20 protein-coding genes are annotated in these 20,833 nt (G+C 75.7%); 10 read left to right on the forward strand and 10 right to left on the reverse strand.

Features of this window, described 5'->3' with window-relative positions; genetic code table 11:
• Window positions 1-45: 45 nt before the first annotated feature.
• Together ACIPXC_RS28685 and ACIPXC_RS28690 are read right to left on the reverse strand one after the other, a co-directional pair.
• Complete coding sequence (locus tag ACIPXC_RS28685) at window positions 46-402, reverse strand: YciI family protein (protein ID WP_401623883.1); 357 nt, start codon at window positions 400-402, stop codon at window positions 46-48.
• A gap of 325 nt (window positions 403-727) precedes the next feature.
• Entirely contained in the window at window positions 728-997 is a 270-nt protein-coding gene (locus ACIPXC_RS28690) for a hypothetical protein (protein WP_046778541.1), read from the reverse strand.
• A gap of 115 nt (window positions 998-1,112) precedes the next feature.
• On the opposite strand from ACIPXC_RS28690, the gene ACIPXC_RS28695 reads away from it, so the two are divergent.
• Window positions 1,113-1,457 carry a thioredoxin family protein gene (locus ACIPXC_RS28695; protein ID WP_401623885.1) on the forward strand — a complete coding sequence of 115 codons (345 nt, stop codon included), beginning with the start codon at window positions 1,113-1,115 and terminating at the stop codon, window positions 1,455-1,457.
• A gap of 15 nt (window positions 1,458-1,472) precedes the next feature.
• Here ACIPXC_RS28695 and ACIPXC_RS28700 read toward each other — a convergent pair whose 3' ends face one another.
• Complete coding sequence (locus tag ACIPXC_RS28700; protein ID WP_401623887.1) at window positions 1,473-2,492, reverse strand: BtrH N-terminal domain-containing protein; 1,020 nt, start codon at window positions 2,490-2,492, stop codon at window positions 1,473-1,475.
• A gap of 139 nt (window positions 2,493-2,631) precedes the next feature.
• Here ACIPXC_RS28700 and ACIPXC_RS28705 point away from each other — a divergent pair, with 139 nt between their 5' ends.
• Both ACIPXC_RS28705 and ACIPXC_RS28710 read left to right on the forward strand, forming a co-directional pair.
• On the forward strand, window positions 2,632-2,985 hold the full coding sequence (locus tag ACIPXC_RS28705; protein WP_401623889.1) for a DUF1304 domain-containing protein: 354 nt from the start codon (window positions 2,632-2,634) through the stop codon (window positions 2,983-2,985).
• Window positions 2,982-3,572, forward strand: coding sequence for a TetR/AcrR family transcriptional regulator (locus tag ACIPXC_RS28710; RefSeq protein ID WP_401623891.1), 591 nt, complete (start codon window positions 2,982-2,984; stop codon window positions 3,570-3,572). The genes ACIPXC_RS28705 and ACIPXC_RS28710 overlap by 4 nt, the downstream gene beginning before the upstream one ends.
• Window positions 3,573-3,819: 247 nt before the next feature.
• Here ACIPXC_RS28710 and ACIPXC_RS28715 read toward each other — a convergent pair whose 3' ends face one another.
• On the reverse strand, window positions 3,820-4,026 hold the full coding sequence (locus ACIPXC_RS28715) for a cold-shock protein (RefSeq protein WP_030848526.1): 207 nt from the start codon (window positions 4,024-4,026) through the stop codon (window positions 3,820-3,822).
• 370 nt (window positions 4,027-4,396) lie between these two features.
• On the opposite strand from ACIPXC_RS28715, the gene ACIPXC_RS28720 reads away from it, so the two are divergent.
• Window positions 4,397-5,884, forward strand: a complete 1,488-nt coding sequence (locus ACIPXC_RS28720) for a DEAD/DEAH box helicase (protein ID WP_401623894.1) — start codon at window positions 4,397-4,399, stop codon at window positions 5,882-5,884.
• A 170-nt stretch (window positions 5,885-6,054) separates the two neighbouring features.
• On the opposite strand, the gene ACIPXC_RS28725 is transcribed toward ACIPXC_RS28720, so the two are convergent.
• From ACIPXC_RS28725 to ACIPXC_RS28740, 4 genes are all read right to left on the reverse strand, one after another.
• Window positions 6,055-6,543, reverse strand: a complete 489-nt coding sequence (locus ACIPXC_RS28725) for a hypothetical protein (RefSeq protein ID WP_401623896.1) — start codon at window positions 6,541-6,543, stop codon at window positions 6,055-6,057.
• 227 nt (window positions 6,544-6,770) lie between these two features.
• Window positions 6,771-7,505, reverse strand: a complete 735-nt coding sequence (locus ACIPXC_RS28730; protein ID WP_401623898.1) for an SDR family oxidoreductase — start codon at window positions 7,503-7,505, stop codon at window positions 6,771-6,773.
• A gap of 79 nt (window positions 7,506-7,584) precedes the next feature.
• Window positions 7,585-8,070 (reverse strand): SRPBCC domain-containing protein, encoded by a 486-nt coding sequence (locus tag ACIPXC_RS28735; protein WP_401623900.1) that lies wholly within the window; start codon window positions 8,068-8,070, stop codon window positions 7,585-7,587.
• An 80-nt stretch (window positions 8,071-8,150) separates the two neighbouring features.
• The gene (locus ACIPXC_RS28740; protein WP_401623902.1) at window positions 8,151-9,206 is read right to left on the reverse strand and encodes an NUDIX domain-containing protein; all 1,056 of its coding nucleotides are present in this window, start codon (window positions 9,204-9,206) and stop codon (window positions 8,151-8,153) included.
• Window positions 9,207-9,457: 251 nt separating this feature from the next.
• Between ACIPXC_RS28740 and ACIPXC_RS28745 the strand changes: the two genes are divergently transcribed.
• From ACIPXC_RS28745 to ACIPXC_RS28765, 5 genes are all read left to right on the forward strand, one after another.
• On the forward strand, window positions 9,458-10,705 hold the full coding sequence (locus ACIPXC_RS28745; protein WP_401623904.1) for a DUF418 domain-containing protein: 1,248 nt from the start codon (window positions 9,458-9,460) through the stop codon (window positions 10,703-10,705).
• Between the two features lie 321 nt (window positions 10,706-11,026).
• On the forward strand, window positions 11,027-12,088 hold the full coding sequence (locus ACIPXC_RS28750) for a helix-turn-helix domain-containing protein (RefSeq protein ID WP_401623906.1): 1,062 nt from the start codon (window positions 11,027-11,029) through the stop codon (window positions 12,086-12,088).
• Window positions 12,089-12,278: 190 nt separating this feature from the next.
• The gene (locus ACIPXC_RS28755; RefSeq protein WP_401623908.1) at window positions 12,279-12,767 is read left to right on the forward strand and encodes a hypothetical protein; all 489 of its coding nucleotides are present in this window, start codon (window positions 12,279-12,281) and stop codon (window positions 12,765-12,767) included.
• A 70-nt stretch (window positions 12,768-12,837) separates the two neighbouring features.
• A complete protein-coding gene (locus ACIPXC_RS28760; protein WP_401623926.1) occupies window positions 12,838-14,667 on the forward strand; it encodes an RNA ligase family protein in 1,830 nt (609 codons plus the stop codon).
• A complete protein-coding gene (locus ACIPXC_RS28765; RefSeq protein ID WP_401623910.1) occupies window positions 14,654-17,611 on the forward strand; it encodes a poly(A) polymerase in 2,958 nt (985 codons plus the stop codon). Before ACIPXC_RS28760 ends, ACIPXC_RS28765 begins: the two co-directional genes overlap by 14 nt.
• On the opposite strand, the gene ACIPXC_RS28770 is transcribed toward ACIPXC_RS28765, so the two are convergent.
• Together ACIPXC_RS28770 and ACIPXC_RS28775 are read right to left on the reverse strand one after the other, a co-directional pair.
• Window positions 17,598-18,515: an NADP-dependent oxidoreductase gene (locus ACIPXC_RS28770; protein ID WP_401623928.1), complete on the reverse strand. Its 918-nt coding sequence runs from the start codon at window positions 18,513-18,515 to the stop codon at window positions 17,598-17,600. The two genes, ACIPXC_RS28765 and ACIPXC_RS28770, sit on opposite strands and share 14 nt — an antisense overlap.
• Window positions 18,516-18,809: 294 nt before the next feature.
• Window positions 18,810-19,583 carry a peptidoglycan-binding protein gene (locus ACIPXC_RS28775; RefSeq protein WP_401623912.1) on the reverse strand — a complete coding sequence of 258 codons (774 nt, stop codon included), beginning with the start codon at window positions 19,581-19,583 and terminating at the stop codon, window positions 18,810-18,812.
• Between the two features lie 541 nt (window positions 19,584-20,124).
• Here ACIPXC_RS28775 and ACIPXC_RS28780 point away from each other — a divergent pair.
• The gene (locus ACIPXC_RS28780) at window positions 20,125-20,568 is read left to right on the forward strand and encodes a hypothetical protein (protein WP_401623914.1); all 444 of its coding nucleotides are present in this window, start codon (window positions 20,125-20,127) and stop codon (window positions 20,566-20,568) included.
• Window positions 20,569-20,833 lie beyond the last annotated feature (265 nt).

Genomic DNA, 20,833 nt, shown 5'->3' on the forward strand with positions numbered 1-20,833 from the left:
CAGGAGCGGGCGGGATCACCGCCGCGCGGTCCTCGCGGGCCGGACCTACATCTCCCGGATCTCCCGGATCTCGGCGCTGACGTTCCATTCCGCCGGGTGGATCTCCAGGAACCGCCGCGTCCACTCGATCGCCTCGGCCTTGTCCTTGCACTGGGTGAGGGAGTAGCCGCCGACGACCTCCTTGGTCTCGGTGAAGGGTCCGTCGGTGCAGCTGGTCTTCCCGCCGGACCAGCTCAGGCGGGTCCCCTCGGAGGAGGGGAGCAGTCCGGCGGTGTCGAGCATGACGCCGGCCTTGGTGATCTCCTCCAGCAGGGCGCCCATGCGCTGCTCGAACTCGGGCGGGAACTCGTTGGGGGGCAGGTCCTGCTCGTTGATGCGGACCATCGTCAGGAAGCGCGGCATGGTGGCTCCTCGGTCGTACGGGCGGGGTCGCTCCCCGCCTCTCACCCTTGCGTCGAACGGGGGGCGCCTGGATCGACAGCCCTGCGGAAGATTCTTCGGGGAGTTTTCGCGGGGCCGGGCGCGCCCGGAGCCGCGCGGGAAACGCCCGCGTGTCCCCTCTCCGGGACCGCCCTCGGCGTGAGCGGAACCGGGAGCACGCGCCCTGCAGGCCCGGATCCGGCGCGGGGCCCTCCGCCGGAGCGGCGGCGGTTCGAGGCGGTGCGCCTGTGGACCGCCTCGGGGGCGAGCCGGCTCGCACCGGCCGCCGCTCCTCGCCTGCGGGTGGTCAGCGGCTGTCGCCGGTCCAGTCCCAGTGGCCCGGGTCGCCCGCCCGGCGGCGGTAGTGGGCGCGGCCGCCCGCCCCGTAGCGCCCTATCTCGGTGGGGAGGCGAGCCTCCTCGTCGAGCTGGGGCGTGCTCCAGCCCGTGATGTCCAGGAGGAGGCCGTCGAGCGGGCCGCCGACCAGTTCGCCGTAGTCGTGGCCGGGGCGCGGGCCGGGGTCGGGGTCCTCGTGGTCGGCGCCGTAGACCCGCCGCCGGAGCATCCTGTCGTCCATGCTGATCAGCTTCACAGGCGCCACTGACAACGGCCCGGCGACCGCCGGTCCGGGCGGCGGCGATGATGGGTGCCGCGCACCCGGCGGAGGGGCGCACGAGCGAGGAGCGACACGCATGGCACACGGGGTGCACCGGCCACAGGAGGACGCGGAGTTCGACTTCGTCCTGTCGATGACGACGGGGCCCGTCCTCGCCTATTTCTGCGGCAGCTGGCCCAAGGCGGTGGAGGCCTGCCGCGCGATGGACGCGGTCGTCGGCGAGCTGGTGAACGAGTACGGGACGCGGTTCACCGCCGTCCGCACCGACATGACCCGCTGCCCCGGGCCGACGAAGCGGTACGGCGTGGCCGGGGCGCCGACCGTCGTGCTCATCGAGGACGGCGAGGCGGTCGCGAGCCAGGCGGGCCCGATGGGCCACGAGGAGTTCCGGGCGTTCCTGGAGGCCCACCTCCGGCCCTGACGCCCCACCTCCGGTTCAGCGGGCGCCGCCTGCTCGCAGGAGGGTGACGGCGCGGCGTTCCAGGGCCAGCGCGTGCTCCACCAGGGTGGCGAACTCGTCGAAGAGAGCGCGTCGCACCGTGGCGTCCGTTTCTCCGTCGGGGCCTGCGTCCCGGCCGGCGGCGCGAGCCAGTTCCGCGAGGCGGGACCAGTGTCCGGCCGACTCGCGGAACAGGGCGGCCGCCTCGGGCCGGGCGGCGAGGTCGAGGAAGTCCGCGTAGAGCGGCCGGGTGGCGCCCGGGGCGGTCCACTCCCGTTCCAGGCAGGCGTACAGCCGGCGGGTCCCCGCGAGGAAGGCCTCCGGGGCGGAGAAGCGGCCCTCCCAGCCCGATGCGGTCCGTGTGTCACGCAGTTGCGCGGCGAGCTTCTCCATGCCGGAGAAGCCGAAGTTGACGTCGAACCTGTTGCCGAGCACCGGCCCGGTGAGGCGTGCGGCGGTGGCGGCGAGGGCTCCCTCGACGTCGGGGGGCCCGGCGGCGGGGCCGGTGGGCACGATCATCTCGTGGCGGCCCTTGCGGTGCCCGGACCAGGCGGCGCCGAACACCTCCGCGGGGATCCGGTACGGCGTCCGGGCGCCGTCCTCGACGTACAGGGCGTCGCCCTCGTACCCGGCGATGACCACGGTGTACGGATCGGCTCCGGCCATCTCGTCCTGCGGCCCGTGCCACGGGAGCCCGGACCGGTCGACCGTGCAGAACACCGGGCGCCCGGCGTCGAGGGCGGCGTGGACGCGGTCCCAGCGGGGCCCGGTGCTGTGGAACACCTCATGGGGGACGCGGAGCCGGTCCAGGGCGGAGCGGACCCAGGGGTCGGGGTGGGCCTGGGCGACGATCGTGAGCAGGGGTGGCCGGCCGCCGTACTCGAAGACGAAGTACATGAAGCCGATGCCGCCGGCCAGACCGGCGACGAGCGCCTCGTCGTGCGTGCTGCCGAGGGCGTGCCGGACGAGGGAGCTCTCGTGGTGGTGTCCGGTGCCGAAATCGTCGTACAGCAGCATGCGATCAGGGTAGCCGCGGGGCCCGACAGCGAACTTCCTGTACAGTTGTCCAGGAAATCGGGAGAAGGCTGCTCTTCCGTCCCCCCCCCTCCTGTTTCCCCCTGTTTCCCCCTGTTTCCCGCGAGAAGTGGAGCCGGCCATGCAGACGGTCGCTCAGGTCCTGATCGGCCTCGTGGCCGCGCTGCACGCGTACTTCCTGGTCCTGGAGATGTTCCTGTGGCAGCGACCGCCGGGCCGGGCGCTGCACGGCTTCGACGCGGACACCGCCCGCCTGACCGCGCCGCTCGCCGCCAACCAGGGGCTGTACAACGGCTTCCTCGCCGCCGGCCTGATCTGGGGGCTGGTCACCGGCTCGCTCGCCACTCAGGTCTTCTTCCTCGGGTGCGTGATCGTGGCCGGCGTGTTCGGGGCGGCCACCGCCAACCGTCGGATCCTGTTCGTCCAGGCGGTGCCGGGCGCCCTCGCGCTCGGCCCCGCACTGCTGGCCGGATGAGCCCGCAGGGCAGTTCACGGGACCGCGCGGGCGACCCCCGCACGGCCCGCACGAAGGCACGGCTGCGCGAGGGCCTGCTGGCCGAGTGCGCGGGCCGGCCGCTGGCGGAGGTCAGTGTCTTGGCGGTGGTCCGCAGGGCCGGCGTCGGGCGGGCCACCTTCTACCTGCACTACGAGGACCTCACCGCGCTCGCCGTCGACGCGTGCGCGGACGTCGTGCACGCGGCGGTCGACGCCCTGCACGCCTGGCAGGCCGCCCCCTCGCCACTCCCTCCGGCACGCCCCCCGGCCGCGCTCGCCGAGTTCTTGACGGAGGTGGCCGGCCGGGCACCGCTCTACCGCACCCTGCTCCTCCCGGGCGGCGGCGGCCCCCTCGGCGACCGGCTGCACCGGGAGCTGCGCGCACGCGCCCGTGCCGAACGCGCGGCCGTGGGCGCACCCCGGCCCGAGCTCGTCGCCTCGGCGGTCGCCGCGGCCTTCACCGGGGTCCTCGCGGACTGGCTGCACGGGGAGATCCCGGCGGATCCGGGCGGCCTGGCGGATCACCTCTGGGCCCTGCTCCTGGCCCTGCACCGGGCCACCCCCTGAGTCCTGTCGTCACAGGAGCGCCGGCAGGGCCCGCGGCGTCCGGTGCCGTGCACCGAACGGCACAGGGGCGCCCGCGTACCGGACGTACCCGGGCGCCCCGACAACGCGGCGAGGCGCGGTGCCGGGCGCCGCGGGCCGGGCGGGACTCCGACGACAGGGCCCGGCGACCCGACTCCGCGGCCGGGACGCAAGAAGACCCCGCCGGAGGACCGGCGGGGTTCCGTTCACGGCACGGCTCGTGCGGTGGCTACCCGATGGGGACCACGTTCTCGGCCTGGGGGCCCTTGGGTCCCTGGGTGACGGTGTAGTCGACCCGTGCGTTCTCCTCCAGCGACTTGAACCCCTGGGTCTGGATCGCGGAGAAGTGCACGAACACATCAGGACCGCCGTCGTCCTGCTGGATGAAGCCGAACCCCTTCTCCGAGTTGAACCACTTCACGACACCTGTTGCCATCTTGCTGATCCTTCACAACGGTCCACTGCGGGCCGCACACGCGGCCGTCTCGATCCTGCCCAACGGTCCCCCACAGCACACGCCGAACGCGGCCAACCGGGGCGCGTCGCGCATTCGAACTTGCGCACGCCCCATCAGCCGTCCGAGGGAAACGAGCCGCCCGCACGGGCCGCCCCGGCGCGGACCGCCCACCCGCAGCCGAGACAGTCGGCGCCCGGCGAGGGCCGCGGCCGAGGCCGCTCCCCCTGTGCCCACTGCGCGGAGGACCGCCCGGGCGGACCCGACGCCCCTGAGGGTCCGCCCCCCGCTGGTACCATGGGCGGTTGACCATCTGCTTTCCTTCTTCTCCCCCCGCTTCGAAAGGTCCTGCATGAGGAACCCGTCAGCTCATGGCCGCTTCGGTGTGAAGGGCGGTGCGAAGGGCGGCGCCAAGGCCGCCGCCAAGGCCCCCCGCAGCATCGGGCCGCAGGGTGAGTTCGCGATGCCCGAGCCGAAGTCGCCGGCGCTGGCGCCGGTGGAGTCGTTCTCCGAGCTCGACCTGCCCGTGGAGCTGGTGGAGACCATGGCCTCCCTGTCGGTGACGAAGCCGTTCCCGATCCAGGCGGCGACCCTCCCGAACGCCCTCGCCGGGCGGGACGTCCTGGGGCGCGGCCGGACCGGATCCGGCAAGACCCTCGCCTTCGGCCTCGCCCTCCTGGCGCGCACGGCGGGACGGCAGGCAGATCCGAAGCGGCCGCTGGCACTGGTCCTCGTACCGACGCGCGAGCTGGCCCAGCAGGTGACCGAGGCGCTGGAGCCGTACGCGACGGCCCTGCGGCTGCGGATGGCCACGGTGGTCGGCGGGCTGTCCATCGGCCGTCAGGTGAGCGCCCTGCGGACCGGCGCGGAGGTCGTCGTGGCCACCCCGGGGCGGCTCAGCGACCTGGTCGGGCGGCGCGACGTGCACCTGGAGCGGGTGGCGATCACGGTGCTCGACGAGGCCGACCAGATGTGCGACATGGGGTTCATGCCGCAGGTCACGGAGATCCTGGACCAGGTGCACCACGCGGGTCAGCGGATGCTGTTCTCGGCGACCCTGGACCGCAACGTCGACCAGCTGGTGCGCCGGTACCTCAAGGACCCGGTCTCCTCGTCCGTCGACCCGCAGGCGGGCGCCGTGACGACGATGGACCACCACGTCCTGCACATCCACGCGGCCGACAAGGTCTCGGCGGCGACCGAGATCGCGGCCCGCGACAACCGCGTGCTGATGTTCCTCGACACCAAGCACGGCGTCGACCAGTTCGTGAAGCACCTGCGTGCGATGGGCGTACGGGCCGAGGGGCTGCACAGCGGGAAGTCGCAGCCGCAGCGGACCCGCACCCTCGCCCAGTTCAAGTCCGGGGCCGTCACCGTGCTCGTCGCGACCAACGTCGCCGCGCGCGGCATCCACATCGACGACCTCGACCTCGTCGTCAACGTCGACCCGCCGGCCGACCACAAGGACTACCTGCACCGCGGCGGCCGCACGGCCCGGGCCGGCGAGTCCGGCCGGGTCGTCACCCTCGTCACTCCGAACCAGCGCCGGGACATGGTCCGGCTGCTGTCCGACGCCCGGATCCGGCCGACGATCACGCAGGTGCGGTCCGGCGAGGCGGCGCTCAGCCGGATCACCGGCGCGAAGGCCCCGTCCGGCGTGCCGCTGTCCGGCGCCGCGCCGACGGACGCCCAGGGCAGGCCGTCGGGGACGGAGCTCGGCTTCCGCGGCATCGGTACGCGCCCGGGTCGGCCCGGGAAGGGCAAGGAGTCGCGCAGGACGCTGGAGGCCCGCCAGCAGGCCGAGGCGCGCCGCGCGGCCAGGGTCCGCCGGGGCATCTGACCGGCCGCCCGCGGCGCCTACCCCGTACCGGCCCAGGTCAGACCCGTTCGAACACGTGCGAATGGCCGACGACGCGGAAGCCGCGCCGCTCGTACCAGTGGCGCGGCCAGTCCGTGGCGACGGGCGGTCACTCGGGGTAGGCGGTCACCCGGGGCATGCGGTCGCTCGGGTTACGGGGTGTCCGACGCGACGGGGCGCCTGCGCAGGCGCTCGGCGGCGGCGTTGCGGACGCGGCGGGTGCGGGCGTCGGCGGCGAGCAGTTCCAGAGCCTCGTAGGAGGTGAGCAGCCGGACCGCGGTGCGCTGGCACCAGTCGGAGGATCCGGTCAGCTCGGCCGGGGACCAGGGCTCGCCACGGGTGACGGCCGTGAGCAGGTGCCACTCCCGCAGCCGGCGCTCGGGGAAGGCCCGGCCGGCGAGCACGCCGGCCATGGCGCGTGCCCAGGCGGTGAACGCGTCGTCGGCGAGCAGGCCCGCCGCCCGGCGGTCGAGATGGGTGACCACCGCGCTCTCGGCCATGACCCGGTCGGGATCGCGCAGTACGGCGGTCACCGCCTCGGCCTCGGCCGCGGTGTCCTCGCCCGGTACCGCGGCCAGGGATTCCAGGTGGCGGACGTAGCGCCAGTGCTCGGGGGGCGTGTCGGCGTCGGGGAGGCTCATAGGGCGGCACCCCCGCGGGCGTGTCCGGCCCGGCCGGCGCCGGTGGCCGGTGCCGCCCGGACCCCGGCCACCGGTGTCGCGGGCGCACCCGCCGGTATGACCATGGCCGGTTCCCGCTGCTTCTTGCCTGTCCGCATGGCCCCCATTCCACACGACCGGCGCGAACGAGCGGCGGCCAGGGTGCCGTCCGGGCGTTGCCGGGGTGCTCGGCCACCCGGCCCGGGCCGTCAGACCTGCTCGAAGTGGAACGACTTGATGAAGCAGTCGCGGGGCTGGCCGATCGCGAAGAAGACGCAGTCGACCAGGGACTGGGCGGTGAGGGGGTCCTTCGCCGTGCGCGGGGCGCCCTCCCAGGACTCCGAGAGCGGGTCGTGGTTGTCGAAGTCCGGCGGGTACAGCGAGATCACGCGGACGCCCCGGTCGCGGAGCCGGCGGGAGAGGATCTCGGTGAAACCCGCCTGGGCGCTCTTGGCGGCGTAGAAGGCGTCGTGGGCGTCGGACCGGTGGTGTCCGGCGTCCGCGCAGCCGGACACCATGGTGACGATGTCCGGCTTGGCCGACTTCAGCAGCAGCGGGAGGAACGCCTTGGTGGCCAGTACGGTGCCGGTGGCCCCGGAGGCGAGGGTGTCGACGACCTCCTCGTCGGAGACGGACAGCAGGTCGGTGCCGTGCTGGTAGCGGGAGCCGTTGTTGACCAGTACGTCCACGTGGTCCGTGCGGGCGGCGACCGCGGCGGCGAACTCCCTTACGGAGGCGGGGTCGGTGAGGTCGCAGGCGTGGGCGTGGACGCGGTCGGCGTCGTGGCCCTGGGCCCGGATCTCGTCCCGGACGCGTGCGGCGGCTTCGAGGGTGCGGGCGGAGAGGTGGACCTCGGCTCCCCGGCTCGCGAAACGGAGGGCGAGGGTGCGCCCGAAGTCGCGGCCGGCGGCGGTGATGACGACGCGATGGTGCTCAAGTGTCATGTCTGCGCTCCTGATTCGTGGTCGATACACATGATCTCAGGTGCGGGACGGCGGTTGGGGGCGGGCGGTTGGGGGCGGGTCAGGTCTGGCCGGGCAGTGGCGCCCCGGTCTCCAGCAGGGTCTTGAGGCTCGACGCGATCATCGGCCAGGCCTGCCCGCACATGCCGATCAGGCGGCCGTCCGGCTCGAACCCCTCGTGGCGGATCGTCAGCCGGGCGAGGGTGTCGCCGACCGGCTCGATCTCGTAGGTCACCCTTGTGCGGGGCGCCGCGGCCAGCTCGGCCCGCAGCTCCTCGTCGATGCCGGCCGTCGCCGCCCACTGCGGGCTGAAGGTGTGCCAGGTGTAGGACAGCAGGCGGTCCGGGACGCAGCCGAGGACCAGCTGGCCGGGGTCGCTGGTGCGGCTCCCCCGTTCGATCCAGTCCATCGCCGAACCCACCGCCCAGTCGGTCTCGAAGCTCGGCCCCCAGTACCGGCGGGTGAGGGCCGGGTCGGTGAGGGCCTGCCAGACCCGTGACGGATCTGCCTGGATGTAGAGGGTGTAGGTGATCGCGCTGTCGCTCATGGCCCCATGCTGCGGGACCGCGGACCACGGACGGCGGATTTCACGGCCTCGGCGGTGGCGGGGGAGCCCCCGGCCGCGGGTCACCAGCGTGCGCCCTCCTCGGGAAGCTCCGTGAGCGGCGTCCGGGCGGGGGCGGGGAGGCCCAGGCGGACGCGGGCCGCGTGGACCGCGGCGAGCTCGTCCTCGCCGGCCGGGCCCCAGTCGCTCAGTTCCCGGACCTGTTCGGGGGTGGCCAGCAGCCGGGCGTACGCCGGGTCCGCCGCCGGCGGGAGGCCGGCGAGGCGGGCGGCGACGCGGACGTGGACGCCCTCCTCGCCGCAGCGGTAGCCGAGCGGGGCGGACCCCGTGGCGGTCGCGGCGCTCGGGGGCGGGAGCTGGGCGGCGCCGGTGTCCCGGCCGATCCGGAGGAGGACCCGGCCGTCGGGGGCGAACAGCCAGGCGGAACGGTCGCGTACGGGCAGGTGCGCGGGGACGGGGCCGCAGTGCCAGGCGCCGCGCTGGGGGACCCGGTGGGCGCGGAGCGCTCCGAGCCGGTCGAGGGCGGTCGGTGCGGTGGGGCTGCCGTTCTCCAGCAGGGCGGCGCCGGAGCCGTTGATGCGGGCGCGCAGGGCGGACAGGGCCCGGCGGGCGTCGCCGGGGTCCATCAGGGAGGGCAGGTCGGCCGGCTCGGCGAAGTGGATGCCGGTGATCTCCTGCGCCGGGAGGCGGACGGCGTCGATCCGGTCCGGCGTCCAGGTCCCGCCGTCGTAGACGTGCAGGATCTCGCCGGGGAAGCGCATCTCGGGCGGGAAGCCCGGGGTGTCGGCGGGGATCCAGTCCACGGCCAGGCCGCTCGGGTAGCGGCCGTCCACGCCCAGTTCCTCCCGCAGCTCCCGGGCGGCCGCCGCGGACGGCGCCTCGCCGGCATCGATGGCCCCGCCGGGGAGCATCCGGTCGGCGCGGTAGTCGACGCTCTGGACGAGGATCCGGCCGTCGGTGTCGGTGACGAGCACCACGGCCGCGGTCCAGACCACGGCCCGAGAGGCACCGTACTCCTCGGGGGTCATCCAGGTCCCCGCGTCGCGGTCTCGCTCGTCGCTCGCGGTGTGGTCGGTCGCGGTGTGGTCGGTCGCGCTGCGGTCGGTCAGCTGCGGCATCGGGACTCCGTTCCCCTGGGTGGACCAGCCGCCTGTGCAACAGCGGGCACGGCCCGCGGGTTACGGCGGTCCGCGGAGGCGGAACCCGGCGATTCACCGTGCCGCTCCCCTGCCTCCTTATGACCGGGTTATGCCGCCGTTGCTAGCGTGCGGGGGCGGACTGGCGGCATGGACACCGCCGGTCCGACCAACTTCAGAGGGCGGTACGGGCCCGGCCGTGGCCGGCCGCCGGGGCGGGAGCAGGAACGGCAGTGGCGGGGACAGCGGTGGGGACGGGGACCGGGGCCGGAGCGGGAGCGACGGACGTGCGGGGCGGCGGAGCCGGCCGGCTGGCCGGGGTCGACGCCGTGCGGGGCATAGCCGTGCTCGGCATGTTCGCCGTGCACGTGGGCCCCAGCCCGCAGCCCGAGGGCGCGGGCTACCTGCTGGTCGCGGCCGACGGGCGCGCCCCCGCCCTCTTCACGCTCCTCGCGGGCTTCTCCCTGGTCCTCGCGCAGCGCGGCACGGATCCGGCACGGCGTCCCGAGGGCTGGGGATCCCGGTGGCGTCCGCTGCTGATCCGCTGCGCGGTCCTGGCCGTGCTCGGCCTCTGCCTGGCCTCGCTGTGGCCCGGGATCCTGGTCATCCTCGCCTTCTTCGCCGTGTACTTCCTGGCCGCGGAGCCGTTCACCCGGCTCCCCACCCCGGTGCTCACCGCCGTGGCGGGCGCGTCGGTGGTGGTGGGGCCGCTGCTGTCGTTCCTGCTGGGCCCGCTGTTCGGGTACGGGTCCTCCGGGCGCGGCCTGGTCCCGGAGGCCGCGGACCTGACCAGCTGGCCGGGACTGGCTGCGGTGCTGTGCGAGCTGCTGCTGACGGGGGCGTATCCGCTGGCCACGTACTTCCCGTACGTCCTGGCCGGAATGGCCCTGGCCCGGCTGTGCGACGTGCGGGAGCCGGTGATGGCCCGGCGGATGGCGGTGTGGGGCACGGCGGCCGCGGTCGCCGGGTACGGCTCCGCCTGGCTGGCCGCCCATGCGTTCGGCACCCGGCAGCGGCTGCTGGAGGCGATAGCGGTCCACCACCCGGAGGCCATGGCCGCGGCCGACCCGGTGCGCGAGGTGCTGAGCGGCCAGTTCGGCGCCGTGCCGAGCACCTCCTGGGACTGGCTGCTGCTGGCCGACCCGTACAGCCAGACCCCGCTGGAGACGCTGGGCAATGCGGGCGTCGGCTGCGCGCTCATCGGCCTGTGCGCGCTGGCCGCACGGCACGGGGTCGGCACCCGCCTGCTGCGGCCGCTCACGGTGCTGGGGGCGATGGCGCTGAGCGCGTACGTCGTCCACGCGCTGGTCCTGGCCGGCCCGGCGCACGGCGCGGCGTCCTGGTCCGCGTGGATCGCCTTCAGCGGCGCGGCGCTGGCCCTCACCTGGGCCTGGCAGCGGATCTGGGCCGGCAGCCCGCTGCGCCGCGGCCCGGTGGAGCACGCCCTGCGGCTGGCCACCCGGTTGGGTGCCAGGGCGTAACCCCCGGCCGTCCTCCCGCGCGCGTCCGCCGGGCGGACAGGACGCGGGGAACGGAAGGTGGCAGGCCTTCTGGTTCCGAGCCCCCCACCCCCGTGGGGGGACTCCGACCCGGAAGGAACCTCCCGTACGTCGCCGGGTGCCGGAGCGCCCCGCGAGAACGATCACAACGCTAGAGCCGGGCGGCCGACTTGCCCCATGGCAGCGGGCGTCAGCAAGGGGACCGAACGCGCCACGAGGGGACCCGGCACGCCGTATTGGGGACATCAGGTCCCAAACAGCTGCAATGAGCTGGCATTTCGCGCTGGTCTATGCTCATCCCCTGTGGCCTCGCATGCGCACCTGGGGACGACGTCCTCCGCCCTCACCCGCCTGAACGTCGATGCCGCACGTCTGCTCGGGATACCCCCGACCGGGTACGCGCACCTGCTGGGCATGGCTCCCGAGCACCTCGACGACGACCTGTGCCGGCCCCCCGCCATCACGAGCATCCGCATCGCGGAACTGGCCACGGTCCATGCTCCGTGGGCCGAGGTGGCCCTGCTGCTGACGCAGCGGTCCGGCATCGGAAGCCTCGGGGTCTGGGACTACCTGATCACCTCCGCCCCCACCCCCCTGGAGGGGATCCGGGACGCCGCGGCCTACCTCGGCGCCGTCGTCGACACCGGCACGGACCAGCTCCGGATCACCGAGGACGGGGACCGTGTCACCCTCAGCCACGTCAACCGGGGCGATCTGGAGCACGAGGCGGCCTGCGCCGTCCGCGCCTGCGCGCTCGGCGTGTACCTGCGCCGCCTGAGCGAGGCCGCCCGGCGGCCCCTCGTCCCGCTCCGCGTGGCCCTGGCCGCCGAGGCGCCCCGCCGGTACGACGCGCTGACCGAGCTCTACGGCACCCGCGACATCACGTTCGGGGCCCCGGTCAGCTCGCTCACCCTCCGTACCTCCGACCTGACGGCCCCGACACCGCACGCCCAGCCCGGGCTGTCGGCCGTGCTCCGACGACACGCGGACCAGACCCTGGCCGCCGCGGTCCCGCTGCGCGACTGGCTGGACCTCTTCCGCAGCGCCCTCGCCTCCGTCCACGACGAAGGCGTGCCCGACCTGTCCACCGTCGCGCACCGCATGGCCGTCAGCCCGCGGACCCTCCAGCGGCGCCTCGACGAACACGGCACCACATGGAGCGGCGAGGTCGAGGCCGTACGCCGGGACCGTGTCTCGCGGCTGCTCCACACCACCGGGCTGAGCATCGACGCGATCGCCGCCCGCAGCGGCTACGGCGACGCCCGCGCCCTGCGCCGGGCCGTCCGGCGCTGGTACGGCACCACACCCGCCGCGCTGCGTCGCACCGGCCACCCGCACGGCGGTGTGCCGGAGCCGCTGCGGTAGACGAGTGCGCGCAGGGACCGCCCGTCAGCGGTGGAGCCGGTGGGCCCGGTCCCGCGGCACCCGGCCCGCAGGGCCGGGGGCCGGCTGGTCGGCGGGGTGGTCACCGGATGGTTTCGGGTCGGAGGGGCGCAGTCACCCGACCGTGTGACGGGCGCGGGTCCGGGCGGCGGCGGTGCGGCAGGGTGGTCGGATGCAGCTGCGCCGGGCTCTGCCCCTGACACTCGCCGCGCTCGTCATGGCCTCCGGATGCGTGACGGTGCACCCCTCCCCCGTACCGGACGCGCCGCGTGCGGCTGCGGCTCCGGATCCGGCCATCCGCGGGCTGCCGCCGGAACCCACGGCCGCCGCCCGGCCGTTGGTCCGGCTGCCTCCGCCGGGGGCCGCGGAGCCCGCCGCCATGCCGGGCACCCGGGTGTCCGTACCGGTGTCGGGACCGGCGGCGGCGCCGCACCTGCCCCGGACCGCCGGGGAGCCGCAGCGCCCGCCCCACAGGGCGGGGCCTGCCAGGGCCCGTAAACCGGTGGAACCGGCGAGGACCGCGCCCCGGAAGAAGGCCCGCCGGCAGTCGGCGGCCCCGGTGAAGTCCCGGCCCGCTCCTGTGCGTTCGTACGACATGGCTCCCCTGTGCAGGGCCGCCGAGGGCACGGTGTCGCCGGCCATCGTGGCGCTCTGCCGCTGAATTGGGTGGATCCGCCCGCCGCCGGATACCTACAGTGACGGCGTACCCTGTCGTCGAGCCGGAGCGGATCATGCGCACCCACTATCCCCGTACGCCTCATCTGCCCTGGTCACCCGGGGCTTCGGCGGACGACGTCCGGTCGCTCGGACTGGCGGGGCTGGACGGACGCGAGGTCGTGGTCACCGAGAAGCTCGACGGGGAGAACACCACCCTGTACGCGGACGGGCTGCACGCCCGCTCGCTCGACTCCGGGCACCACCCCTCACGGGCCTGGGTCAAGGGCCTCCAGGGGCGGATCGGCCCCGGCATCCCCGCCGGGTGGCGGGTGTGCGGGGAGAACCTCTACGCCCGGCACTCGATCCCGTACGAGGACCTGGACAGCTGGTTCTACGGCTTCTCGGTGTGGGACGGGGAGCAGTGCCTGGACTGGGACCGGACCGTAGGGTTCCTGCGCGGTCTCGGGGTACCCGTTCCGCGGGTGCTGTGGCGCGGCACCTTCGACGAGCGGGCGCTGCGCCGACTGAGGCTCGACACCGCCCGGCAGGAGGGTTACGTCGTGCGTACCGCCGCCGGCTTCTCCCGGGCGGACTTCGGGCGGTGCGTGGCGAAGTGGGTGCGGGTCGGACACGTACAGACCGACACGCACTGGATGTACGCGGAGGTCGTACCCAACGGGCTCGGTCCGGCGGCCCCGTTGTGGGCGGTGCGCTCGGGCGCCGAGCCCGATGTCGCGGCCCTGTCCGCCGCCGTCGGCACGGACGGATCCACGGCCACGGACACGGCCACGGATGCCGACGCCGACACCGACGCCGACACCGACGGTGATGTGGGCGCCGACGGTGATGTGGTCGCCGAGGCCACCGCCCGGATCGACGCCTGGGGGCGGACCGGAGACGACCGGCTGGCCGGAGTGCTCGCCGCCGTGCTCCGTCGCGCACCGCGTGCCCGGACGGCCGCGCGTCTCGCGGCCGGTCCGGCCGGGATGCCCCTCGCGCGGCGTGTCGGCGACCTGCTGGGGCTGTACCCGTACCTCCAGCGGCCGTTCTCCGACGCCGACCGCCGGGCGGGACTCGTCCGGATGGCCACGGCGGCGGATCTCGGGGTGCTGCACGCGCTCGCCGGTGCGCTGGCCGACGGGCCGCAGGCGCGGGAGTGCGTGGAGTGGTCCGCGCTGTGGGCCGAGGAGGCGGGGCTGCTGGGCGGCCCGGATCCGCTGGAGGACCTGCGTACCGCGCTGCGGGAACCCCTCGCCGGGCTGGGTGCGGCCGCGGCCGACCGCTGCTGGGCGGAGGCCCGGCGCGCGTTCGCGGACGGCAGGATCTCCGGGGCCGCGGTGGAGGAGACGGTGGCGGCGACGTGGCAGTGGCGTGACGGATCGTTTCCCCGGCTGGTGCAGCTGTGTGGCCCCTCGGGCAGCGGGAAGAGCACCTTCGGCCGCGCCCTGCCCGGTGTGGACGCGTACGTCTCGCTCGACGACCTGCGCGGCGCCCGGGGTTCGCGCACGGACCAGCGGGCCAACGCCGAGGTGCTGAGCGCGGGCCTGGACCGGCTCGACGCCGCCCTGGCGCGCGGCGGGACCGTGGTGTGGGACGCCACCTCGCTCACCGACCAGCAGCGCGGGCTCGCCGGTTCGGTGGCGCGCCGGCGTGACGCGCTGGTCACCCATGCCGTGGTGCTGGTCGAGGAGGCGGAGCTGGTGCGCCGCAACGGGGTGCGTCCGCATCCGGTGCCGCCGCGGGTGCTGACCTCGCAGCTGCACCGGTTCAGCCCGCCGTACGCGGGCCGGGCGCACCGTACGTGGTACGTCGGCGCCGGCGGGCGGGTGGAGGACACGGCGGGCACGCTCGCGCCCTGGCCGGTCTCCTTCGGCGCGGGCGGAGGCACCGATGCGCACCAGTGAGCAGCTCTACCACCAGGTCCGCTGGGACCCCCGGTTCGATCCGGCGCGGTTCGTGCTCGGCCTGCTCCAGCGCGGTGCGGCTCCCAAGCGGGTCCCGCTGCCCTCCTTCGTGCCCGGCGGGGACATCCCCTGGCACCGGGTGCTGTTCGTCGAGGCCGACGGCGAGCTGGTGTGGGACCGGGCGACCGGCGTGGACCTGATCGACGTCACCGCGGCGGGCCGGGTCCGGGATCCGCGGCTGCTGCGGGCCCCCTTCTTCACGGCCCGCACCCCGTACGCGTGGGATCCCTCGGGCGGCGGCGCGTGGCGTCCCGCGCAGGCAGCCCCGGCGGACGCCGCGGCGGCACCGTCCTCGGTGCGGCTGCTGACCTGGAACACGCTCTGGGACCGCTACGACGCCCCGCGGATCGCCACCGCGCGGCGCAGACCGCTCCTGCTGGCCGATCTGGCCGTCGCGGACGCCGACGTCATCGCGCTGCAGGAGGTGGAGCCGGAGCTGCTCGGCATGCTGCTGGCGGCGCCGTGGGTGCGGGCCGGGTACACCCTCGGCACGGATCCCGGCGGCCGGGACGTCTGCGCGCACGGGCTGCTGGTCCTGAGCCGGCTGCCGGTGCGGGAGGCGGGCCTGCACATGTTCCGCCCGCACAAGGCGGTGACCGCCGTGACGGTGGACACCGCGGCCGGGCCGCTGGTCGTCGCCGGCACCCACCTGACCAGCGACCACACCGAGAACGGGCACGAGAAGCGGGAGGCCGAACTGGCCCGCCTCGCGGAGGGCCTGGGCGCGATCGAGGCCGGCGTGGTCCTCCTGGGCGACTTCAACGACGGCCGCCACGGCGCCGAGGGGCCGGCGCCCGCGCTCGGCATGCGCGACGCCTGGAGCGAGGTGCACGGGGCGGCCGACGCCACACCGACCTTCGACCCGGCGGCCAATCCGCTGGCCGCGGTCGGTTCGCTGACGGGCCGCGCCTCCCGGCTGGACCGGATCCTGCTGGGCTCCACCCCGGCCCGGGTGACCCGGGCGGCGTTGCGCGGCGACTCACCGGCCCCCGGCGGACTGTTCGTCTCCGACCACTTCGGGGTGGAGGCGACGGTGGAGTTCGGGACGCCCGGCGGGACGCCGGCACGCCTCGACGTGCCGGCGACGGCGCGGACGGCGGTGGCGTGGCTGCCGCCGGGCCTGCCGGACGCGGTGGGTGAGGTGCGCCGGGAGCACGACCCGGCGGCCGGCCGCTGGCCCGCGCACGTGAACCTGCTCTTCGGCTTCGTACCGGAGTCCTCCTTCGCCGAGGCCGTCCCGCTGCTCGCCGAAGTGGCCGCGGGGACCGCCGCGTTCGAGGCCCGGCTGGAAGGTGTGCACAGTTTCGGGCACCGTGAGGAAGCCACCGTCTGGCTGGATCCGGCGGCCGGTGGCGAGGCGCCGTGGCAGGAGCTCCGGCGGGCACTGACGGACCGGTTCCCCGGCTGCCGGGGGCGTTCCGGCGGACCCGGGGGCTACACCCCGCACCTGACGCTCGGGCGCAGCCGCGACCCGCAGCGGGCCGTCGCGGAGTTCACGGCGCGCCTGGGCGGGGGGCTGTCCGCGCGGGTCGGGGAACTGGCCATGCTCTCGCGGCGCGGGGACGGGCCGATGCGGGTCCGGGCGAGGGTGCGGCTGGGCACGGGCGAGGTGCGCTGGACAGCCGAGCCCCTCGCGGAAGCCCGGCCGGAGCGCGGGAACGACCGGGCCGCGGCGGTCATCGCGCGCATCGGGGCCGCACTGCCCGGTGCGCGGGTGCACGTGGCCGGTTCCCGCAGGATGGGCTGCGCCCTGCCGGGCGCCGACCTCGACCTGGTGGCGGCGCTGCCGGGAACGGCCGATGTCGCCCGGGTGCGCGAGCGGATGGCGGCCGCGCTGCCGCAGGCCGGGGGGCTGCGCGAGGTGACGGGGGCCCGGGTGCCGGGCCTGCGCTTCCGTGTCGGGTCGCTGTCGGTGGACCTGGTGGTGGTCTCCACCGGCGAGCTGGATCCGGCGCGGGCGGTGGGGCGGCGGGCGGAGCTGGGCGAGGCCGCCGCCGTCGCGCTGAGCGCGGTGAGCGACGCCGACGCCGTACGGGCGGCGGTGGGGGCGGAGCATGCCGCGTTCGCCGGGCTCGCGCGGCGGGTGAAGGCGTGGGCGCGGGCCAGGGGACTGGACTCGGCACCCTTCGGGGGGCTGCCGGGACTGGCCTGGTCGGTCCTCGCCGCGCACACCGTCCGGGAGGCGGGGGCCCTGCCGCCGGACGCCCTGCTGCGGGAGTTCTTCGGACGGTGGGCCGCCTGGGACTGGCGCGAGCCGGTCTCCCTGGCGGGGCCGGATCCGGCGGCCCCGACCCCGACCTCGGCCGCGCCGGGCCCGGATCGGGATCAGGATCGGGACCCGGATCCGGATCCGGTGACGGTCCTCACCCCGTCGGCGCCGGTCCGCGCTTGCACCGCCCAGGTGACCCCGGACCTGCGGGACCTCCTGGTCCAGGAGCTGTACGGGGCATGGGAGCTGCTGGAATCGGGGGTCGGGGCGGACGCCCTGGCCGCGGCCGCGGTGCCGCCGCACCGCCGGCACGCCGCCTGGGCGGTGGTCACCGTACGGGCGGCCGAGGCGGAGTTCGAGGAGGCACGGGGCCGGGTGCGCGGGCGGATGCGGGCGCTCCTCGGCGCCCTTGAGGAGGCCGGCGTCAGTGGTGCGCACGCCTGGCCCCGCCCCTTCGAGCCCGGGCCGGGCCTCGCCCGGTACGCGATCGGCCTGGGCGCGGCGCCGCCGGACGCGGCGCGGCTTGCCGGGCCGGCCGACCGGTGGCGGGCCGGCCTGCGCGGGGTCGAGGTGTCCTGGGCTGCGGGCGGTGAGGTGCCGGACCTGGGGGGTGTCCCGCCGGTCGGGCCGGATGCGGGCGCGGGGCCGTGGGCGGACGGCGTCAGACCTCGATGATGATCTTCCCCGGTGTGTGGCCGCCCTGGCTGAGCTCGAAGGCCGCCGCCAGCTCGGCCAGGGGGAAGGTCCTGGCGACCGGCACCTTCAGCTGTCCGCTGTCGGCGAGCCGGCCCAGTTCGGCCAGATCGCTGCCGACGGGGCGGACCCAGATCCACTCGCCGCCGGAGCCGAGGACGCTGGGGTCGGCGATGGAGGCGTGTCGGCCGTCGTCGTGGAGGACCTCGCGGGTGACTCCACCGACCCCGCCGACGAAGTCCGCCACCACAGTGGGCCCGTCGGGCACGAGGGCGCGGACGCGGTCGGCGAGCCCGTCGCCGTATGCGACGGGCTCGGCGCCGAGTTCGCGCACCCGGTCGTGATTACGGGGGGACGCGGTGCCGATGACGCGGGCGCCCAGCGAGCGGGCGATCTGCACGCCGAAGGAGCCGACGCCGCCCGCGGCGCCGTGGATGAGGACAGTGTCGTCCCTGCCCGTGCCGAGGCGTGTGAGCAGCTGGTAGGCGGTGAGCCCGGCGAGGGGGAGCCCGGCGGCCTCGGCCCAGCTCAACGAGGCGGGCTTGTGCGCGAGGGCGCGTACGGGCACGGTGACGAACTCGGCGAAGGTCCCGCCGTGCACGTAGTCCTTGCGGGCGTAGGCCATGACCTCGTCGCCCTCGGCGTACTCGGGGACGTCGATGCCGACCTTCTCGACCGTGCCGGCCACGTCCCAGCCGGGGACCACCGGGAAGACGACGTCCATGAGGGGGTCCAGCCCGCCGGCCATGATCTTCCAGTCGACGGGGTTGACGGCGGCGCACTTGACCCGGACGAGGACCTCGCCGGGGCCGAGCCTGGGCAGCGGCAGCCGGGTCTCGGAGAGCACCTCCGTCCCGCCGTACGTCTCGTACGCCATCGCCCGCATGGTTTCCTGACCGCTCCGGCCCGACTCGGACATGTACCCGACCTCTCCGTGTGCTGGTGGACCCCGCCCCGGCCCATCCCACCACGCGGGCCACGGCCCGGCCGGTCGGACACGACCGACCGGTCGGGCGTGCACCGGGAAGGCGGCCCGGAGGGCGAGCCGCCCGTCCGCCCCCTCGGCGAGACGGTGCCGGCGCCCGCACCGAGGACCTGCGCCGCCTCGTACACGACGGGAACGGTGCTGCGGGTCGCGGGCGGGCGCTGAACGGGCGGTCGTCCGGCGTCGGCACACCCCCTACCCCATGGCCGCCCGGGTGTTGGGGCCGTAGACGCCCTGGGGGTCGCCCTTGATGGACCGGTCGCGCTGGAGCTGGCCGACGCCGCGCTTGGTCTGGCCGTCGTAGACGCCGGTGACGGAGACATAGGTGAAGCCCTGCCCCAGGAGCAGCTCCTGCAGGGCCCGCACCTCGGGCCCGCTGTCGCCCATGCGCAGGGTCGCGTACGCGCCCGACGGCCGTGCGGCCGACGCGCTGGGCGCGGTGGACGGCTTCGCCGCCGGGCTCGTCGTCCGGGCCGGCACGTCGCCGGCCGGGGCCGAAGCTGCCGCGGACCGGGCGGACGCCGTGGGACCGGAGGGTTCGGCGTCGGCGGCCGGACCGCCCGGTAGCGCCGGCACGGTCAGCTCGGCCGGCGGCTCGGCCCGGGGCGGCTGCGGGTCGGGGCCGGTCAGCAGGAGCACGAGGCCGCCGACGGCCGCGAGCCCGAGGACGGTGCCCACGGCCGGCGCGAGGCGGCTCCGGCGGCCCGCGCCCGCGGCATGCCTACGATGGCGGGCGGCGGCCACGGGAGGCCGGAGTTCGGGCACGGTCACTGGTGCCCGAACTCCGGCCTCCGGGCGGTGTCCCGCGCCGCCTGCGGACGCGTCCGCGGGGGCGGGGAAGGCGTACGGCCCGGACTGCGGCCAGGCCGGGGCCTCCGCTCGGGCCGGTGGGCCCGAGGGGGCGACGTACGGGCGTACGAGCAGGGTGTCGTCGGGGGCGAGCCCGTTCTCGTCAGGGTCCTGGGACATGGCGGTCTCCCGGCAGGGGCGGGGGCCGGCGCGGCGGTGCGGTGCCGGCCCCCGTCCGGCCGGTCAGGCTCTGCGCCGCCGGGCGGCGGGAGCCTGGGCCGCACCGCCGCCGTGGGCGCGGGGCGTGCCGAGTGCCGGAGAACCGTCGATCGCGGGCGGGGCGAGCGGCGGGCGAACCGGTGTGGACATCAGAGGTATCTCCGGGGTGCGGCCAGAACTGTGGTTCTTGATCGGGCGCACTCTCGCCCGTCGGCACCGGCCGGGTCAAGCCCTGTGTCCGATCTGCTCCGGCCCACCCGTTCTGTCGGGTGCGATCCGTCCGCCGATGCGTTCGGGGCGGCGGAGCGCCGTGGCCCGGACGGTGACGGCGGCGGTGGTCGGCGGCGCGCAGAACCCGGGGCGCCGGAGGTCGCGCCTGCCCCGCCGCCCGGACGTCGGTACCGATCGCGCACGCCCCGGGTCCGCCGCCGTCGCCGCCCGGTGTCACCCGGATGCGTGAGGCGGGGCCGGGGAGCGACGGGCCGTGCGGCAAGGTGGTCGGATGCAGTTACGCCGGGCCCTGCCCCTCTCCCTCGTCGCGCTCCTGGCGAGCGCCGGCTGTGTCTCCGTCGGCCCGCACGACCCGGCTCCGGACCCGGCTCCCGTACGCGGGTCCGTGCCGTCGGGGGATGCGCCCGAGCGGTCCGCGCTGCCGGCTCTGCCCCTGGGGGAACTGCCGTCGGCTGTGCCGCCCGAACCGGCCCTGGACACCGCCCGGGGGCCGCTCGCGGACCCGGACCGGGCGCCCGCCGCGGCCGCACCCCGCGAGCGGCCGCGCGCGAAGCAGGCGGCCCCGCTCCGGCGGCCCCGAATGCCCGGGGCCACGACCGCGCACCCGCACCGTCGGCCCGCCCCGCCGCCCCGCATGGACGAGCTGTGCGCGGCCGCCGACGGCGTCGTACCGCCGTCCATCGTCGACCTGTGCCTGCGGCAGTACGGCCGCTGAAGACCCTGGCTAGTGCTGTGGCCGGAAGGGGTTGCCGTCTCGCGGCGTCCGGTGCGGTGCATCGCAAGCCGGAGGGCCGTGGCTCGTACTGGACGTACTTCCGTGGTCCGACAACGCGGCGAGGTGCCGTACCGGGCGTCGTGAGGCGGTGAACCTTTCCGGTCACAGCACTAGTAGGGCTTTGTTAGGTGCGATGGTGCGGTTCGGGTTCTGGTGCGGGTTGGCCACATATGGAGCAGGCGCCGGTCCAGGTGGCCAGGAGGGC

The organism is Streptomyces sp. NPDC090021 (assembly GCF_044748225.1).
GTDB lineage: Bacteria > Actinomycetota > Actinomycetes > Streptomycetales > Streptomycetaceae > Streptomyces.

Bases quoted from the DNA above. Each gene is read 5' to 3' on its own strand.
- ACIPXC_RS28735 (WP_401623900.1), bottom strand. From the start codon at position 8,070: ATGAGCGACAGCGCGATCACCTACACCCTCTACATCCAGGCAGATCCG.
- ACIPXC_RS28770 (WP_401623928.1), bottom strand. From the start codon at position 18,515: ATGCGGGCGATGGCGTACGAGACGTACGGCGGGACGGAGGTGCTCTCC.
- ACIPXC_RS28700 (WP_401623887.1), bottom strand. From the start codon at position 2,492: ATGCTGCTGTACGACGATTTCGGCACCGGACACCACCACGAGAGCTCC.
- ACIPXC_RS28710 (WP_401623891.1), top strand. From the start codon at position 2,982: ATGAGCCCGCAGGGCAGTTCACGGGACCGCGCGGGCGACCCCCGCACG.
- ACIPXC_RS28740 (WP_401623902.1), bottom strand. From the start codon at position 9,206: ATGCCGCAGCTGACCGACCGCAGCGCGACCGACCACACCGCGACCGAC.
- ACIPXC_RS28765 (WP_401623910.1), top strand. From the start codon at position 14,654: ATGCGCACCAGTGAGCAGCTCTACCACCAGGTCCGCTGGGACCCCCGG.
- ACIPXC_RS28690 (WP_046778541.1), bottom strand. From the start codon at position 997: ATGGACGACAGGATGCTCCGGCGGCGGGTCTACGGCGCCGACCACGAG.
- ACIPXC_RS28685 (WP_401623883.1), bottom strand. From the start codon at position 402: ATGCCGCGCTTCCTGACGATGGTCCGCATCAACGAGCAGGACCTGCCC.
- ACIPXC_RS28725 (WP_401623896.1), bottom strand. From the start codon at position 6,543: ATGAGCCTCCCCGACGCCGACACGCCCCCCGAGCACTGGCGCTACGTC.
- ACIPXC_RS28775 (WP_401623912.1), bottom strand. From the start codon at position 19,583: ATGTCCCAGGACCCTGACGAGAACGGGCTCGCCCCCGACGACACCCTG.
- ACIPXC_RS28720 (WP_401623894.1), top strand. From the start codon at position 4,397: ATGAGGAACCCGTCAGCTCATGGCCGCTTCGGTGTGAAGGGCGGTGCG.
- ACIPXC_RS28760 (WP_401623926.1), top strand. From the start codon at position 12,838: ATGCGCACCCACTATCCCCGTACGCCTCATCTGCCCTGGTCACCCGGG.
- ACIPXC_RS28715 (WP_030848526.1), bottom strand. From the start codon at position 4,026: ATGGCAACAGGTGTCGTGAAGTGGTTCAACTCGGAGAAGGGGTTCGGC.
- ACIPXC_RS28695 (WP_401623885.1), top strand. From the start codon at position 1,113: ATGGCACACGGGGTGCACCGGCCACAGGAGGACGCGGAGTTCGACTTC.
- ACIPXC_RS28705 (WP_401623889.1), top strand. From the start codon at position 2,632: ATGCAGACGGTCGCTCAGGTCCTGATCGGCCTCGTGGCCGCGCTGCAC.
- ACIPXC_RS28730 (WP_401623898.1), bottom strand. From the start codon at position 7,505: ATGACACTTGAGCACCATCGCGTCGTCATCACCGCCGCCGGCCGCGAC.
- ACIPXC_RS28755 (WP_401623908.1), top strand. From the start codon at position 12,279: ATGCAGCTGCGCCGGGCTCTGCCCCTGACACTCGCCGCGCTCGTCATG.
- ACIPXC_RS28780 (WP_401623914.1), top strand. From the start codon at position 20,125: ATGCAGTTACGCCGGGCCCTGCCCCTCTCCCTCGTCGCGCTCCTGGCG.